This window comes from Bacillus sp. Medicinal_06 (assembly GCF_056711665.1).
Genome location: NZ_JBWYHD010000001.1, coordinates 652,367 through 669,140, shown reverse-complemented (window position 1 = coordinate 669,140; position 16,774 = coordinate 652,367). Strand labels below are relative to the sequence as shown.

At 36.4% G+C, this 16,774-nt stretch carries 16 protein-coding genes, 1 tRNA gene and 1 pseudogene; 12 read left to right on the top strand and 6 right to left on the bottom strand.

All coding sequences use genetic code 11. The annotated features are described in order from the left end of the window. The 4 genes and pseudogenes from AC1M36_RS03525 to tlp all read left to right on the top strand — a co-directional run. A pseudogene (locus AC1M36_RS03525) lies at positions 1-188 on the top strand (IS4 family transposase); the annotation flags it as partial. Between the two features lie 238 nt (positions 189-426). Then, positions 427-570, top strand: a complete 144-nt coding sequence (locus tag AC1M36_RS03520) for an FbpB family small basic protein (protein ID WP_174103775.1) — start codon at positions 427-429, stop codon at positions 568-570. A 43-nt stretch (positions 571-613) separates the two neighbouring features. After that, the gene (gene sspN / locus AC1M36_RS03515; RefSeq protein WP_000527986.1) at positions 614-748 is read left to right on the top strand and encodes an acid-soluble spore protein SspN; all 135 of its coding nucleotides are present in this window, start codon (positions 614-616) and stop codon (positions 746-748) included. A 107-nt stretch (positions 749-855) separates the two neighbouring features. Continuing rightward, positions 856-1,080: a small acid-soluble spore protein Tlp gene (tlp, locus tag AC1M36_RS03510; RefSeq protein WP_241816344.1), complete on the top strand. Its 225-nt coding sequence runs from the start codon at positions 856-858 to the stop codon at positions 1,078-1,080. Positions 1,081-1,095: 15 nt separating this feature from the next. On the opposite strand, the gene AC1M36_RS03505 is transcribed toward tlp, so the two are convergent. Further along, positions 1,096-2,388 (bottom strand): glycoside hydrolase family 18 protein, encoded by a 1,293-nt coding sequence (locus tag AC1M36_RS03505; RefSeq protein WP_336453856.1) that lies wholly within the window; start codon positions 2,386-2,388, stop codon positions 1,096-1,098. Positions 2,389-2,497: 109 nt separating this feature from the next. Here AC1M36_RS03505 and AC1M36_RS03500 point away from each other — a divergent pair, with 109 nt between their 5' ends. Then, on the top strand, positions 2,498-2,917 hold the full coding sequence (locus AC1M36_RS03500) for an acyl-CoA thioesterase (RefSeq protein ID WP_003199074.1): 420 nt from the start codon (positions 2,498-2,500) through the stop codon (positions 2,915-2,917). A gap of 27 nt (positions 2,918-2,944) precedes the next feature. On the opposite strand, the gene AC1M36_RS03495 is transcribed toward AC1M36_RS03500, so the two are convergent. Then, positions 2,945-3,235 (bottom strand): HesB/YadR/YfhF family protein, encoded by a 291-nt coding sequence (locus AC1M36_RS03495; protein ID WP_336453855.1) that lies wholly within the window; start codon positions 3,233-3,235, stop codon positions 2,945-2,947. 108 nt (positions 3,236-3,343) lie between these two features. Further along, a complete protein-coding gene (plsY, locus tag AC1M36_RS03490; protein ID WP_336453854.1) occupies positions 3,344-3,940 on the bottom strand; it encodes a glycerol-3-phosphate 1-O-acyltransferase PlsY in 597 nt (198 codons plus the stop codon). 226 nt (positions 3,941-4,166) lie between these two features. On the opposite strand from plsY, the gene AC1M36_RS03485 reads away from it, so the two are divergent. From AC1M36_RS03485 to parC, 7 genes are all read left to right on the top strand, one after another. Further along, on the top strand, positions 4,167-6,023 hold the full coding sequence (locus AC1M36_RS03485) for an anaerobic ribonucleoside triphosphate reductase (RefSeq protein ID WP_336453853.1): 1,857 nt from the start codon (positions 4,167-4,169) through the stop codon (positions 6,021-6,023). Beyond that, positions 6,020-6,472, top strand: coding sequence for an anaerobic ribonucleoside-triphosphate reductase activating protein (gene nrdG, locus AC1M36_RS03480; RefSeq protein WP_336453852.1), 453 nt, complete (start codon positions 6,020-6,022; stop codon positions 6,470-6,472). The genes AC1M36_RS03485 and nrdG overlap by 4 nt, the downstream gene beginning before the upstream one ends. A gap of 18 nt (positions 6,473-6,490) precedes the next feature. Then, on the top strand, positions 6,491-7,168 hold the full coding sequence (locus AC1M36_RS03475) for a response regulator transcription factor (protein ID WP_003199064.1): 678 nt from the start codon (positions 6,491-6,493) through the stop codon (positions 7,166-7,168). A gap of 382 nt (positions 7,169-7,550) precedes the next feature. Then, positions 7,551-8,795 carry a S1C family serine protease gene (locus AC1M36_RS03470; protein WP_336453851.1) on the top strand — a complete coding sequence of 415 codons (1,245 nt, stop codon included), beginning with the start codon at positions 7,551-7,553 and terminating at the stop codon, positions 8,793-8,795. Positions 8,796-8,867: 72 nt separating this feature from the next. Beyond that, positions 8,868-9,281 carry a CoA-binding protein gene (locus AC1M36_RS03465; RefSeq protein ID WP_336453850.1) on the top strand — a complete coding sequence of 138 codons (414 nt, stop codon included), beginning with the start codon at positions 8,868-8,870 and terminating at the stop codon, positions 9,279-9,281. Between the two features lie 377 nt (positions 9,282-9,658). Next, entirely contained in the window at positions 9,659-11,623 is a 1,965-nt protein-coding gene (gene parE, locus AC1M36_RS03460) for a DNA topoisomerase IV subunit B (protein ID WP_431613450.1), read from the top strand. A 1-nt stretch (position 11,624) separates the two neighbouring features. Further along, positions 11,625-14,048, top strand: coding sequence for a DNA topoisomerase IV subunit A (gene parC, locus AC1M36_RS03455; RefSeq protein ID WP_336453848.1), 2,424 nt, complete (start codon positions 11,625-11,627; stop codon positions 14,046-14,048). Between the two features lie 361 nt (positions 14,049-14,409). Here the strand turns inward: parC and AC1M36_RS03450 are convergent, their stop codons facing one another. The 3 genes from AC1M36_RS03450 to AC1M36_RS03440 form a co-directional block, all read right to left on the bottom strand. Further along, positions 14,410-15,561: a cysteine desulfurase family protein gene (locus AC1M36_RS03450; RefSeq protein ID WP_254610082.1), complete on the bottom strand. Its 1,152-nt coding sequence runs from the start codon at positions 15,559-15,561 to the stop codon at positions 14,410-14,412. An 18-nt stretch (positions 15,562-15,579) separates the two neighbouring features. Continuing rightward, the gene (locus AC1M36_RS03445; protein WP_336453847.1) at positions 15,580-16,473 is read right to left on the bottom strand and encodes an LPD16 domain-containing protein; all 894 of its coding nucleotides are present in this window, start codon (positions 16,471-16,473) and stop codon (positions 15,580-15,582) included. 21 nt (positions 16,474-16,494) lie between these two features. After that, positions 16,495-16,568 (bottom strand) — tRNA-Cys (locus AC1M36_RS03440). Positions 16,569-16,774: the final 206 nt, after the last annotated feature.

Below are 16,774 nucleotides of genomic sequence, written 5' to 3'. Positions count from 1 at the left end.
AAGATTATTTCTTACTGTTTCATCAAGCATTACAAAAAAACACCCAAGAATTATCAAAGATTCTCCTTCGTCTGTTTAACCTCCTACAGCGAAACGGACGAAAATCCCACAGATATGAGAAAAAAACAGTCTTTGATATTTTGGGTGTTGTTTATGAGTATACCACTTCCATTCATCAGGTAGCATAATTATAGTGAAAAAATTGTAATCCGTCAGGGTTTATTTGATATGCCTACTTTTAGGATGTCTATAAAAAATAATGAAAAATTACATGGAAAGATCCGCCTTTGTATAAACATATACCTTAAGTTGATGGATGTGTGGCGGGACCCCATAAAACATAAAATTTTCTTGCAAATCTGATTAAAGAGTTTTTCATTTGCTCATACTAACTAGTAAGAAAGAGAAGGAGAAAGGATGAGCAGCATGAGAAGAAGTCGTCGGAAATCATTTGAAGAACTTGTGAGGGAAAATAAAAGGCAACTATTAAGCGATCGTGATGCAATTGAACGGATTGAAGAGCGAATTGAAAAGCGTTATGAAATGCAACTTTTTAAGCAGGCTGAATAATTCTTACTACTAGTATGATACTAGTAGTAAGGAGGCGGTTATAATGGGTAATCCAAAAAAGAATTCAAAAGATTTTGCACCAGATCACATTGGAACACAGTCAAAAAAAGCTGGTGGAAATAAAGGGAAGCAAATGCAAGACCAGACAGGAAAACAACCGATTGTGGATAACGGTTAAAGAAAAGGAGAATGTTCTCATTCTCCTTTTCTTTATGTGCATACATAATCTAATTCGTTTTTGGAAAGCTAATATGGTATGTATATCTCAATTAGGAGGGAAATAGCATGACAGAGCAATATAAAGCGAATCCAGATGATCGAAGTGATAATGTAGAAAAATTGCAAGAAATGGTACAAAACACGATTGATAACTTTAATGAGGCAAAAGAAACTGCAGAGGTTTCGAATGAAAAAGATCGCGCTGCAATTGAAGCGAAAAATCAGCGCCGTTTAGAAAGTATTGATTCATTGAAAAGTGAAATAAAAGATGAATCTGAGTATAATGGGTAAAAAGGCTGACAGTTGTCAGCCTTTTTTTGTAATCAAGAAATTTTCCACGAGTAAGCGCCAGTTTTGCGGGAAAGGAAGCCCGATTTTCCAATAACTAATCCCGCGAATACCTTGTTCTTTTATTAAATTAAATTTACTTTGAACAGATCTAGCATCTTCAAACCATACTTCGTGCTGCACACCATTTTCATCAAAATAATTAAAGTGTGGTGCTTGTGCTGTGAAATCATAACGAATTGGCACATTATATTTACGAGCAAGTGCAACAGCTGCGACAGAACTCACTGCTTTTGCAGGAGGATTTCCTTCTTTAAAGGGAAGTTTCCAGTCGAAACCATATAAATTTTGTCCCATCATAATTTTTTGCGGAGGCATTTGAGATTTTGCATATTGAATTACCTGCTTCACGGGACCGATAGGAGATATAGCCATCGGTGGTCCACCTTGCCATCCCCAGTCATATGTCATAATAACGACAAAGTCGACAATTTCTCCCTGTGCTTTGTAATCGTGTGCTTCAAAAAATTTTCCTTTTTGCTGAGAACTCGTTTTGGGAACAAGTGTTGTACTTAATGTATATCCTTCTGGTAGTCTTGTTTTTACATTTCGTAAAAAACGATTGTATGCTTCGCGATCCTCTGGCGCAACATTTTCAAAATCAAAATGAATATCACGCATATTATACTTCTCAGCTGTTTGTAGAATATTAGTAATAAATTTGTTTTGAATGGTAGCACTCCGTAAAAAAATAGAGGCTAATTCAGCACTGAAATTGCCGTTTTCAATATTTGTAATCACGAGCATAGGAATCGTTTGACCTTGCACAGCAATTTGAGCAATTCTTGCAGTTTCAGTTGGTTCTTTTAAGGTTCCGTCGCGCAATGCTTCAAAGCTAAAATAGGCTAAATATGTGAGATAAGGAATAATAGCCCGTGTGGCATTCACTAAACTTTCTTTAATTGGAATAGTAGAAGGCTGCAAATAGGCAATAGATTCTATTGCTCGTTTTGAGCCTTTTGGAATGTATAACTGCTGGCCGACGTGAAGAATGGATTTTAATGACAAGTTATTTACTTTTGCTAAGCTCGCAAGAGGAACGTTATATGTTTGAGAAATTCGGTAAAGGCTGTCTCCAGGTTGTACGTAATAGTTATTCCCTTTCGTATTTACAATTAGTGCCTGACCGACAACAAGTGTTTCAGCTGGATTAAGTCCATTGTCTTTTACAATTTCTTCAGGTGTAGTGCCGTATTTTGACGCTAAGCTATATACGCTATCACCGCTACGAACGGTTACAATTTGAATCATATACTCGCTCCTTTCAGTAAAAAGATCCATCGTTTCTATTTTATTTTTGATTTCACTGTATTATGATTAAATGTATGCGAGGAAACAGAAGTGAGAAGGAGATTGTGATATGTTTGTAGCAGAACACGAAATTGAGATCCGCTATGCGGAAACAGATCAAATGGGTGTGGTGTATCACTCAAATTATTTAGTATGGCTGGAATTAGGGCGTACAAAATTAATACAAGAATTAGGGTTTTCATATATTGAAATGGAGAAAGAAGGCGTTATTTCTCCCGTATTAGATTTGCAAATTTCATATCGGAAAGCAATGCGTTATGGAGAAAAAGCAATTGTGAAAACATGGATTGACTCAGTTAGTCCACTTCGTGTTATTTACGGATATGAAATTTATAATGGTGATGGAGACCTTTGTATTACCGCTACAACAACAAATATTTGTGCGAAAAAAGAGGGTTTTCGTCCTGTATCTTTTAAGAAATTATATCCTGAGTGGTATGCGAAATATGAAGAAATTAAGAAAAAATAAAAAAGTGTGGCCCTGGGCCACACTTTTTTATTTTTCATAATTAAATTGAGGGAAGTCGTCACCGTCGTTAAGTGTAACGGATAAGTCATGTCCATCAAAGAACCATTCATCATCCGATTCAACGAAGAAAGTAATGCCTTCTTCTTGGATTTGAACAGCAGGGTGTGCAAGATCGTCTTTACGAATTCCTAAAGAAAGTCCTTTTTGAACAGTGCTACAACCACCATATTGTACGAAAAAGCGAAGTGTATCGCCAGATTGTAAGTTTAATTCATCTTTATACCAATTTACTGCTTCTTTTGTTACGGAAAGATTCATGTATAGTTCCTCCAAGTTATGTTGCTTTTTCTTTAGTATAAAAAATAACGCAAAAAGACGCTATTAATATGCTTTGCGTTTTCTTTTTGCGTTATGTGGGTCACAACCTTACTTTTGTTTCTTTGTTAAATTTGCTTTTGGTTCAGTTTTATTTATAATTCGTCCAATATTTGCACGGTGTCTATAAATAACCATACCAGCTAATAAACACATCGCAACAATGAAGATTTTATCCCCGTCAATAATTGATGCAATAACAGCTACGATTGCTGTTACCATAGAAGAAAGCGATACGTATCTCGTTGTAAATAGCAGGGTGAAAAAGACAACGGCTAATATTACAAAAATAATTGGCGCGTAGCATAAGAGTACTCCAGCAGAAGTTGCAACTGCTTTTCCGCCGCGGAATTTTGCAAAAATCGGATATACATGTCCAAGAACTGCAGCTAATCCAAACCAAAGGGGATGGATATCTAAGGCGAAAATTAACGGCAGTGCTGTCGCTAACGTTCCCTTTAAAATGTCAGCAATTGTAACGATAAAACCTGCTTTTTTCCCTAGCGTCCGAAATGTATTCGTTCCTCCTAAATTACCGCTACCATGCTCGCGAATGTCGATTCCGTAACCAATTTTTCCTACAACAAGTGCAAATGGAATCGAGCCAAGCAAATAGGCAACGATAAATAAAAGATATGTAATAAGCATAAGTTCAGTCTCCTTTATTCAAATGTGTTGATAAAGGGTAAAAAGAGTTTTTCCCGTATATTGTACCATACATTTGTAAAGAGCACATTTCTTTTTTGTAAATGAAAAATTCAAAGTTTCTTAAAAAAACTTTCACAGGAATGTTACATTTCTCACAGATTGATTAGAACTATATGTTGTATCATTTTGTTAGTGAATTAACAAGATATTGTTGGGGGTTTGAAAAATGATGAAACAAAGTGCGCGTGGAGAAGAATTAATAAAGATTTTTGAAACAATTGTCCACGGGAATGAGCAAGATTTAATGCAAGAAAATGCAAATGTTGACGGACGATCTCCAATGGGAATGATGGGAACATTTGCATCTGAGAGCGCCAAATATTATGCAATGGAACAGTTACTTTCTGAAGAAGTAAAAAAAGCAATCAATCAAAATATATTATACCCACATGATTTAGACTTTTATGCGACAGGTACGACAACATGTTCGCAAATTCCTTTAGCACAAATGCTTGAAAAAGGATTTCATACCGGGCATGGACATATGAGACAACCACAAGATATTAAAAGCGCGTTGGCGCTTTCTTCGATTATTTTTCAGGCAAACCAGAACATGCAGCACGGCGGTCAATCATTTGCCTTATTTGATATTGATTTAGCACCGTATGTGAGAAAAACATTTGAGAGAAATAAGAACAGATTAGGGGCGTATCCGTTAACAAAAGAGCAAGTAGAAGAATTTGCATGGAAGGAAACAGAAAACGATACGTATCAAGCTTGTGAAGCGTTTATTCATAATTCTAATAGTATGCATAGCCGGGGAGGTGGGCAAGTTCCGTTTATCTCTATTAACTACGGAACGGATACATCGAAAGAAGGAAGATTATTAATTAAGCAATTATTACGAGCGACGCAGGCTGGATTAGGAAAAGGTGAAACACCTATCTTCCCTATCCAAATCTTTAAGCTGAAAAAAGGTGTCAATTTTGAAGAGAGTGATCCGAACTATGATTTGTTTGAATTGGCATTAGAAACGACTGCTGAGCGGTTGTTCCCGAATTTTTCATTTTTAGATGCGCCATTTAATGCAGCGCATTATGATGGTCGTCCAGAAAGCGAAGTATGTTATATGGGCTGTCGTACGCGTGTTATGTCTAATATTCATGGGGAAGAGACCGCAATTGGAAGAGGGAACTTATCGTTTACTTCTATTAACTTAGTGAAATTGGCATTGATTAGCGGTTCAAAAGAAGCATTTTTTGAAGCTTTACATTATTATGTGGATCTTGGCATTTGTCAACTATTAGAAAGATTTGCTTACCAGTGTACCAAAAAGGCAAGAGATTTTCACTTTTTATATTCACAAGGAGTATGGCGGGGCGGAGAAAAACTGCATCCTGAAGATTCTGTTGCTGAAATTTTGAAACAAGGAACGTTAAGTATTGGTTTTATCGGTCTTGCAGAATGTTTAGTTGTTTTAACAGGAAAACATCATGGGGAAGATAAAGAATCATGGGATCTTGGAAATGAAATTGTGACCTTTATGAGAGAGAAGATGGATCAGGCCGCGGAAGAACACAGGCTGAATTTCTCTTTAATTGCAACTCCTGCGGAAGGATTATCAGGCAAGTTTGTGAAAAGAGATCGAGATGAATTTGGAATCATTAGTGGTGTGACAAACCATAATTATTATACAAATTCGTTCCACATACCCGTTTATTACCGGGTTCAAGCAATTGATAAAATACGTTTAGAAGGGCCATTTCACGCACTTTGTAATGGCGGACACATTACGTATATTGAATTAGATGGAGCGGCAGTTCATAATCAAAAAGCATTAAAACAAATTGTGCAGGCAATGGCAAAGTATGGAGTAGGATATGGATCAATTAATCATCCAGTTGATCGTTGTAAGTGCTGTGGTTACCATGGGGTCATCGAAAATGAATGTCCAAGTTGTGGAAACGAGAATGAGAATGAAATAGAACGGATTCGCCGGATAACGGGATATCTGGTAGGAGATATGTCGAAATGGAATAGTGCAAAACGCAGTGAAGAAGCGGATCGGGTGAAGCATAAATGAAAGTAATGAATATTATTCATGATAGTGTTGTAGACGGGGAAGGGTTGCGGACAGTCGTATTTTTTGCGGGCTGTCCGCATCGCTGTTTAGGGTGTCATAATCCTAAGTCGTGGAACCTTTGTAATGGTACTGAAATGACTACAGAAGAAATTATAAAAGAGATTGCTAAAAATCCGCTTACTGATGTAACATTTTCAGGTGGAGATCCATTTTTTCAAGCTACTGAAGTGAAGATGGTAGCAAAAGCGGTAAAGGCTTTGAAAAAAAACTTATGGATTTACACAGGTTATACGTTAGAAGAGATACAGAGTTCTCAAAATAATGATATGATAGAATTGTTACATTATGGAGATGTTCTGGTCGATGGAAGGTTTGAACTTGAAAAAAGAGATTTAACACTTCCATTTCGCGGAAGCTCCAATCAACGTATGATTCGATTGAAAGAGTAAAAAGGCGGGATAGGTCAGATGAATAAAACGGTATTACTTGTTGAAGACGAAAGAAGATTACGTGAAATTGTTAGTGATTATTTTCGCAATGAAGGTTTTGAAGTGATAGAAGCTGAAGATGGAAAACAAGCGTTAGAATTATTTGCTGAACATACAATTGATTTAATTATGTTAGATATTATGTTACCAGAAATAGATGGTTGGTCTGTTTGTCGCCGCATTCGAAAAGAGTCAGCAGTACCAATTATTATGCTTACAGCACGTTCTGATGAAGATGACACATTGCTAGGCTTTGAGCTTGGGGCTGATGAGTATGTAACAAAGCCTTTTAGTCCAAAAGTATTAGTTGCGAGAGCGAAAACTTTGTTAAAGCGCGCTGATGGGGCAGTAGGGGTGGCAGAAGAGAATGCACTTTCTATGGCAGGAATCGATGTGAATCGTCTTTCGCGTACAGTATCGGTAAACGGAGAAGAAATTATATTAACACATAAAGAGTTTGAACTTCTTGTTTATTTAATGGAGAATAAAGGAATCGTATTATCACGCCAACATTTATTAGATCAACTTTGGGGATATGATTATTATGGTGATGATCGTACTGTCGATACACATATAAAAAAGTTGCGTAATAAGTTAGGTGACAAAGCAAAACATATCGGAACTGTCATTCGAGTTGGATATAAGTTCGAGGAATAGTTCTTAAATACTATGTAATACAAATTGAAAAAACGATAGAAAATCTTTCTTTTTGGTTGGAAGAGAGGATTCGCCCCCCATGGCTAAAAGCGGTCAAATCCTTTTTTAGCCCCATGCCCAAGTAGAAAACAGAGGGAGGAAACGAGTGAAGGTCTCCTTCTGTTCTTCGCAGCAGCAACTTATATGTTGAAAAAATATATAAGTTGGGAATATAGTACATTTACACTCTCTTTTGTAGATGAAAATGTACAAATTATAGATTTTTTGTCTACAATAATGAATAAGAGTATTTTTTTAATTGGATTTCACGATGAGTTCACAAGAAGGACACAAAATGTGACTATACTGAAAATACGAATTCAGCAGAGAGGGGATAGCAATTATGGGATATTATGACGGACCGAATATGAATGAAGAGCATAGTGAAACGAGAGAAGTTAGAAAATCAGGCAGCAAAAAAGGATATTTTTTCACTGGTTTAGTTGGAGCAGTTGTCGGAGCGGTTTCGATTAGTTTTGCAGCTCCGTATATGCCATGGGCAAATGGAAACGGGACAGCTGTTTCATCGCCATTATCTTCTAATTCAAAAGTAGAGGGAACTGTGGTTCCTGTTGTAAATAAAACAAAAGGTGAAACAGATCTACCTGGTATGATCGAAGGAGCGAAAGAGGTTGTTGTCGGTGTAATGAATATGCAAAAAAATATTGATCCATTTGCATTGCAGCCGACAGGACAAGAAGAAGCCCAGGCTGGATCAGGATCAGGTGTAATTTATAAAAAAGCTGGGAATAAGGCTTTGATTGTAACGAATAATCACGTAGTAGATGGAGCAAACAAGCTTGTAGTAAAACTAAGTGATGGTAAAACAGTGGATGCAAAATTAGTTGGGAAAGATCCTTGGTTAGATTTAGCTGTTGTAGAGATTGATGGATCTAATATAAATAAAGTAGCAACGCTTGGTGATTCTAGTAAAATTCGCGCGGGTGAATCTGCAATTGCAATTGGGAATCCATTAGGTTTTGATGGCAGTGTGACAGAAGGAATCATTAGTAGTAAAGAACGTGAAATCCCGGTTGATATTAATGGTGACAAACAGCCAGATTGGCAAGCGCAAGTTATTCAAACAGATGCAGCAATTAACCCAGGGAATAGTGGCGGCGCATTATTTAATCAAAATGGTGAAGTCATTGGAATCAACTCTAGTAAGATTGCGCAGCAAGAAGTAGAAGGAATTGGTTTTGCGATTCCAATTAATGTGGCAAAGCCAGTTATTGAATCTCTTGAAAAAGATGGAACGGTCAAACGTCCAGCAATGGGAGTTGGGGTGGCATCGCTTGAAGATTTACCACCGTATGCATTAGGGCAATTAAAGTTACCAAAAGATGTTACAAATGGCGTTCTCTTAAGTAAAATTTATTCCGTTTCACCAGCTGAAAAGGCAGGACTTGAGCAATATGATGTTGTTGTAGCGTTAGATGGACAAAAAATTGAAAATGCGCTTCAATTCCGTAAATATTTATATGAAAAGAAAAAAGTAGGCGACAAAATTGAAGTTACATTCTATCGAAATGGTGAAAAAATGACGAAAACAGCTACATTAGCTGATAACTCTGCTGCGACGAATTAATAAAGAAAGTCTCTTTCGTGTTGAAAGAGACTTTCTTTATCGGCTATACTAAAGGAATAGGAGGGATTTACTATGACAATTGAAAACCCAACTCGTACGGAAATTGGTGAAGTATTGAAAAATAGCAAAATTATCGCGGTTGTTGGATTATCCGACAAACCAGAACGTACATCATATATGGTTTCAAAAGCGATGCAGGATGCAGGATATCGCATTATCCCAGTAAACCCGGTCATAGATGAAGTGCTAGGGGAAAAAGCTGTTCCGTCATTAAAAGATATTAAGGAGCATGTTGATATCGTTAATATATTCCGTCGTTCTGAATTTTTAATGGACATTGCGAAGGAATTTGTAGAGATTGATGCGGATATTTTTTGGGCACAATTAGGAGTACAGGATGAAGATACATATAAATTTTTAAAGGAAAAGGGCTATACTGTTATTATGGATCGTTGTATTAAAGTAGAACACGCCATGACACGGTAGTATAGACAGTGTAAACGAAAGGTTGATTCAGCTCAGAGGGAATTACTTGAAAACTGGGCAGATGAACGAGGTGTTCATCATGAGATTTTTTAAAGGCTGTTTTTGGGGATTGCTACTTGTTATCCCATTTTGGATAATTGTCATTTGGCTAATTGCCAAATGGTGGAGTATGTAATTTGGAATACATATCCATTTCTCGTTGACAAACGATTATTTTTCTGAAATAGTAGCCTAGAGGAATCCTTGTGAAAAAACAAGGATTTTTCTATTGAAAATGGTATATAAAAGACATAACATAACTTGCCAAAAGTATGGTTAAGGCGTTATTCTATAATAGAAACATATGTTCTGATTTGATTAGGAAAGGGGCAAGGAGTTTGGCAAAGCATCAGTTTCAATATAACGAAGATGCAATTCAGGTGCTCGAAGGCCTTGAAGCTGTTCGAAAACGCCCAGGTATGTATATCGGGAGTACGGACAGCCGTGGATTGCATCATTTAGTATACGAAATAGTAGATAACTCCGTTGATGAAGCATTAGCGGGATTTGGCGACGAAATTTCTGTCGTAATACATAAAGATAATAGTATTAGTGTGATTGATAAAGGGCGCGGGATGCCTACGGGAATGCATAAGCTTGGAAAACCTACACCTGAAGTGATTTTAACTGTACTTCATGCAGGAGGTAAGTTTGGACAAGGCGGATATAAAACAAGTGGCGGTTTACATGGTGTTGGTGCATCGGTTGTTAATGCTTTATCAGAGTGGCTCGTTGTAACCATTAAACGTGATGGGAATATATATGAGCAACGTTTTGAAAATGGCGGTGTTCCTGTAACGACACTAGAGAAAATCGGGAAAACAAAGCAATCTGGAACAACGATGCATTTTAAACCAGATCCATCTATTTTCAGTACAACTAATTATAACTATGAAACGTTATGTGAGAGATTGCGTGAATCTGCATTTCTGTTAAAAGGTATGAAAATTACTATAAAAGATGAACGAAATGATTTAGAAGATATTTTTCATTATGAAACAGGAATTGAAGCTTTTGTTTCTTACTTAAACGAAGAAAAGGATTCTATCCATCCCGTTGTATACTTCGCTGGTGAACAAAATGGAATTGAAGCAGAACTTGCATTTCAATTTAATGATGGTTATTCAGAAAACATCCTTTCATTCGTAAACAATGTGCGTACGAAAGATGGTGGGACGCATGAAGCTGGATTTAAAACGGCGATGACGCGTGTTTTCAATGAATATGCGCGTAAAGTCTCATTATTAAAAGAAAAAGATAAAAACTTAGAAGGTACAGATATCCGCGAAGGGTTAGCAGCAATTGTTTCTGTACGTGTGCCGGAGGATTTACTGCAATTTGAAGGTCAAACAAAAGGGAAGCTTGGTACAAGTGAAGCCCGTTCATCTATAGATGCAGTTGTTTCAGAACACTTAGCGTACTTTTTAGAAGAAAATCCAGATGTAGCAACTCTTCTTGTGAAAAAAGCGATTAAAGCAGCGCAAGCGCGTGAAGCAGCACGAAAAGCAAGAGAAGAAGCGAGAACTGGTAAAAAGAAAAAACGTTCGGAAGGAACATTGAGCGGGAAGTTAACACCTGCGCAGTCACGTAATCCACAAAAGAACGAACTATATTTAGTAGAGGGTGACTCTGCTGGTGGTTCTGCAAAACAAGGTCGTGATCGCCGTTTCCAAGCAGTTTTGCCACTCAGAGGTAAAGTAATTAACACGGAAAAGGCAAAACTAGCTGATATTTTTAAGAACGAAGAGATTAATACGATTATTTATGCAATTGGCGGTGGTGTTGGAAACGAGTTTGTAGTCGAAGATATTAATTATGATAAAGTTGTAATTATGACCGATGCTGATACAGATGGTGCGCATATTCAAGTGTTACTACTTACATTCTTCTACCGTTATATGAAGTCGTTAATTGAAGCGGGTAAAGTGTTCATTGCTCTTCCACCTTTATATAAAGTAAGTAAAGGAAAAGGAAAAAGCGAAGTAATTGAATACGCATGGTCAGATGAAGAGTTAGATGATGTGACGAAAAAAGTCGGTAAAGGATATATGTTGCAGCGCTATAAAGGTCTAGGCGAAATGAACGCGGATCAGTTGTGGGAAACAACAATGAATCCAGAGACGCGTACGCTCATTCGCGTGAAAATCGATGATGCAGCAAGAGCTGAACGCCGCGTTACGACGTTGATGGGTGATAAAGTAGAACCACGCCGTAAATGGATTGAGCGAAATGTACAATTCGGTATGCAAGAAGAAGGAAATATTTTAGAAAATGAAATGATTATGGAGACGGAGGTGGAATAACATGCAAGCAGAGAAGTTTCATGACCTCCCGCTTGAAGACGTGTTAGGCGATCGCTTTGCACGTTACAGTAAATATATTATTCAAGACCGCGCGCTTCCAGATGCGCGTGACGGTTTAAAACCAGTACAACGTCGTATTTTATATTCCATGTATGTAGAAGGAAATGTACATGATAAGCCGTTTCGTAAATCGGCTAAAACAGTTGGTAACGTTATTGGTAATTATCACCCACATGGTGATTCTTCTGTATATGAGGCGATGGTGCGCTTAAGCCAAGATTGGAAAGTACGTAACGTATTAGTTGAAATGCATGGCAATAATGGTAGCGTGGATGGTGATCCAGCGGCAGCGATGCGTTATACGGAAGCTCGTCTATCACCGATTGCCTCTGAGTTACTACGTGATATTGATAAAGAAACAGTAGAATTTGTATCAAACTTTGATGATACGAGTGAAGAACCAGTTGTCCTGCCGGCGATGTTCCCGAATCTATTAGTAAATGGTTCAACAGGAATTTCAGCTGGTTACGCAACTGAGATTCCACCGCATCATCTTGGTGAAGTAATCGATGCTACAATGATGCGTATTGATAAACCTAATAGTACGGTAGATGACTTATTAACGGTTATTAAAGGACCTGATTTCCCAACAGGTGGTATTATTCAAGGGATTGATGGGATTAAAAAAGCGTATGAAACAGGAAAAGGAAAAATCATCATTCGCGGAAAAGCAGAAGTTGAAACGATTCGTGGTGGTAAACAACAAATTGTTATTACAGAAATTCCATATGAAGTCAACAAGGCGAATTTAGTAAAAAAAATGGACGAATTACGTCTAGATAAAAAACTGGATGGGATTGCTGAAGTCCGTGATGAGACAGATCGTACAGGTCTTCGTATTGTTGTGGAATTAAAAAAGGAAGCAAACGCAGAAGGTATTTTAAATTACTTATATAAAAATACTGATTTACAAATTCCATATAACTTCAATATGGTAGCCATAAATAATCGTCGTCCGACACTTATGACTTTACCAAAGATTTTAGATGCGTACATTGGACATCAAAAAGAAGTTGTTACACGTCGTTCAGAATATGAACTTAGAAAAGCAGAAAACCGTCAGCATATTGTAGCAGGTTTAATGAAAGCATTATCGATTTTAGATGAGGTAATTGAAACAATTCGAGCATCTAAAGATAAACGTAATGCTAAAGATAATTTAAGTGCAAAATTTGGATTTACAGAAGCGCAAGCGGAAGCGATCGTATCACTGCAATTGTATCGTTTAACGAATACAGATATTACCGCACTGGAGAAAGAAGCAGAAGAACTGCAAAAGAAAATTTCAGAATTACAGGCGATTTTACAAAGTGAGAAAAAGCTTCTGCAAGTTATTAAAGCGGACTTAAAAAGAGTAAAGAAAACGTATAGCGATCAACGCCGTGCTGTTATTGAAGAAGAAATTGAAGAAATTAAAATTGATGTGGAAGTTATGATTCCACAAGAAGATGTCATCGTTACTGTAACGAAAGAAGGGTATGTGAAACGAACAGGCTGGCGTTCACATAATGCATCGAACGGGAAAGACTTCGGTATGAAAGAGGGCGACATCTTACTCGAACGTTTCGATACAAACACAACAGAAACAGTTCTTTTATTCACGAATAAAGGAAACTATATTTATCTTCCAGTATATGAGATGCCAGATATTCGTTGGAAAGATTTAGGCCAGCACGTAGCGAATATTGTTTCGCTTGAACGAGATGAGACGTTAATTTGGGCAACGGTTGTACCGAGTTTTGAGGAAGAAAAACGTTTCGTAGTGTTTGTAACGCGAAATGGTATGATTAAGAAAACGGAACTAAATCAGTATAAAGTTCAGCGCTATTCAAGGGCGTTCGTTGCTGTAAACTTGAAAAAAGATGATGAAGTTGTGGATATATTCGCAACAGACGGAACAAGTGATATTGTTCTTGCAACGCATGGTGCATATGCACTTATCTTCAGCGAAGAAGAAGTAAGTCCAGTTGGTGTAAGAGCAGCTGGTGTAAAAGCGATTAATTTAAAAGAAGATGACTATGTTGCTTCTGGTAAGCCGTTAAATAGTGAAAAAGATCAATTGATTCTTGTCACGCAGCGAGGCGCGGTTAAGCGATTGAAAGCTTCTGAAATTGAGAAATCAACAAGGGCGAAGCGCGGCCTTGTTATCTTTAAAGAGTTAAAACGTAATCCGTACCGTATTGTTGGTATTGAAATTGTTCGAGATGATGAACTTGTTTATATGAAAACAGAAAAACAGATTGTCGAAGAAATAGATCCAAAAGCATTCCGTAATAAAGACCGCTATAGTAACGGTAGTTTAGTACTAGATGTTACGGATACAGGTGAAGTGGTCGAAACGTGGACGAAGAAGCGGATAGAGTGAATAAACGATAGTAAGAATTTCAATTAAATATACTCATCTTATTAGTGAAACCCATGTTCTATATAGAACATGGGTTTCTTGGAGTAGTAGGGTTTTAAACTCACCACGATTCTAATTTTTTTAGTTTTTTCATGAAAGTAAACCAAAAAGAATTAGGATGAAAAATAAAGGTAATTATATATTGATTGAAAGAAGGGAAGTATAGTATGTCACCGCCCTATTAGGACTATGAGGTACTCTCGAAAATATATTGTTTTAAGTTATAACTTTTTATTAAAATCTTAGACTGTTGTGAAGCATAAAAAAGCACGATTCTTTCTGTGAAGATATATAGAAAAAAGAGTGCTTTTTTCTATTATTTTTAAAATCCCTGTTGCACACAATAAATATCTTTAATTTTAGCTATAATTTCATCAACAGCGTATAAAAGTTCTTCTTCGCTTAAATAGGGACTAATTGATATACGAATAGAACTATTAGCTTCTTCTTTTGATAATCCAATCTCTTGTAATACATATGACGGTTCTAAGCTGTTTGAATTACAAGCAGATCCCGAAGAAATAGAAACAGTTCTCATACCTGCTATAAGTGTTTCTGAACTAATATTTGGGATCATTATATTTATGATATGAGGTATGCTATTTTCCATACATACATTTACGCGAGAAAGGGGTATTTCTTGTTGAATTTGATTTATAACAATTGTTCTTAATTTCAGTGCTTTTTCATAATTCTCTTTTAGTTCTAATATAGCTATATCACTTGCTACGCCCATACCAGCTATTAGTGAAGTTGGTAATGTTCCACTGCGTAAATATGTTTGTTCGCCTCCAAATAATAAAGGACGGAAATATTCCTGTTTGTGCTGGTTTACATATAAAATGCCTATACCTTTTGGTCCATAAATTTTATGTCCCGATAATGATAAAGCATCTATATCCAATTCTTTCACATCTATTGGTATTTTTCCAAAAGCTTGAACAGCATCTACATGTATCAATGTTTTATACTTTCTGCATAAAGCAGAGATTTCATTGATAGGTTGAATTGTTCCCACCTCGGAATTAACATATGCAAAACTAACAACCCTTGTATCATCATCTAATAAGCGTCTCAATGAATCTAAGCAAATGGTTCCATCACGTTTAATGTCCACATATTTTACGATAATACCTCTTCTTTGTAACTCTTTTCCAACCTCTAAAATCGATTTATGGTCTATAGGTGAGAGAATTACATTTACAGGTTCTTTTTCATGATAATCAATTGCTCCTAACAATGCCAAGTTGTTACTTTCTGTTGCTCCCGAAGTAAATATTATTTCTTCTTTATGAGCACCAATAGAAATTGCAATCTTACTTTTCGCTTGATACACCGCATACTGTGCTTTTTTTCCCATCACATGCTGAGATGAAGGATTTGCAAATTCTGTTTTCATGTACTTTTCTACCACTTCGATCACCTTATTATGACATGGAGTAGTAGCAGCATAATCTAAGTACACCTGTCTCATAAGCATTGCCCTCCTTTATCACGAAGAAAACACAGAGAAATTAACGGTTTTTTCATAGATTTCTTCTTTTGACATTTCACCACTTCCACCAGGATCCGCAACAATAACTTTCATCCCGGTTAAATTATATAGATTAAGAGCAATTTCAATACCTGTACGTACTGGTTGGTAACATTCTCCAGGTGCGAATAATAACAATGCTCTATAACCTGCCTTATGTACCTCAGCTATCATTTCTGTAATTTCTCCTGCACATCCAGTTACACCACAACTAATTAATGTTTTATAATTTCCATCCGCATCTACAAATGATACTTCGGATTGATTTTCTCGATCGTTTAGCATTCTTTTTTCTAATTTTCCTTCTTTTACTAGCTTACTAGCACTTTTTTGAAATCTATATTTAAGCCAAGTTTCAGGGAAAAAGATCGGATTTTTTCGGCTAGACAAGATACTCTGTTGATTAAAGTGCTTACTCTTTTCTAAACTTGTAACGTAAGCTTCTGGAATTTCTGTATATCTCTCATAAAACTCTTTACGAAGATCACTAACGCTTGTATTTGTAGATGGAACATATTGCCAATCATTAATTAATAGTAGATATTTAATGTCTCTAAATTGTTCATAAAATTGCTCGCCTAATTGAATTCCGATATTCCACGTGTATAAAGGGAATATACCTACTCTACGTGAAATCCTTTCTTTCATCACATCTGTTTTCTGTTCTTCGATAATTCCAGGAGTTAAGCTATTTGTTTCTTCATCAAAAAAGAGCATAAAGTGCCCTGACATAATTACTAATTCTTCTTGAGTAGTATTTTTTAATTCTTCACTGATTAACTTGATCATCTCTTCTTCTGATGCAACTAATTGATGAATTCCTTTCTTTTTTACATTCATTGAATTCGACATATGTTACCCCCTTAAAATGTATGGAGGCAGTGCTTGGATTTGAACCAAGGAATTAGGTTTTGCAGACCTATGCCTTACCACTTGGCTACACTGCCATCATATAGAGTTTAGATGCTAATTTGAAACTTGTTTATCACGTTGTTCATAGTATCATTCTAAAAAAATAATCGTCAATAATATTCTGAATATAATTATTTTTCTCAACATCAAAATTAATACCTAGAAAGTTTATTGAAAATATAAGCATTCAAATAAAATAAAGAAATATGCAAGATATTTTAAAATAATAGTGTTTTTGAAG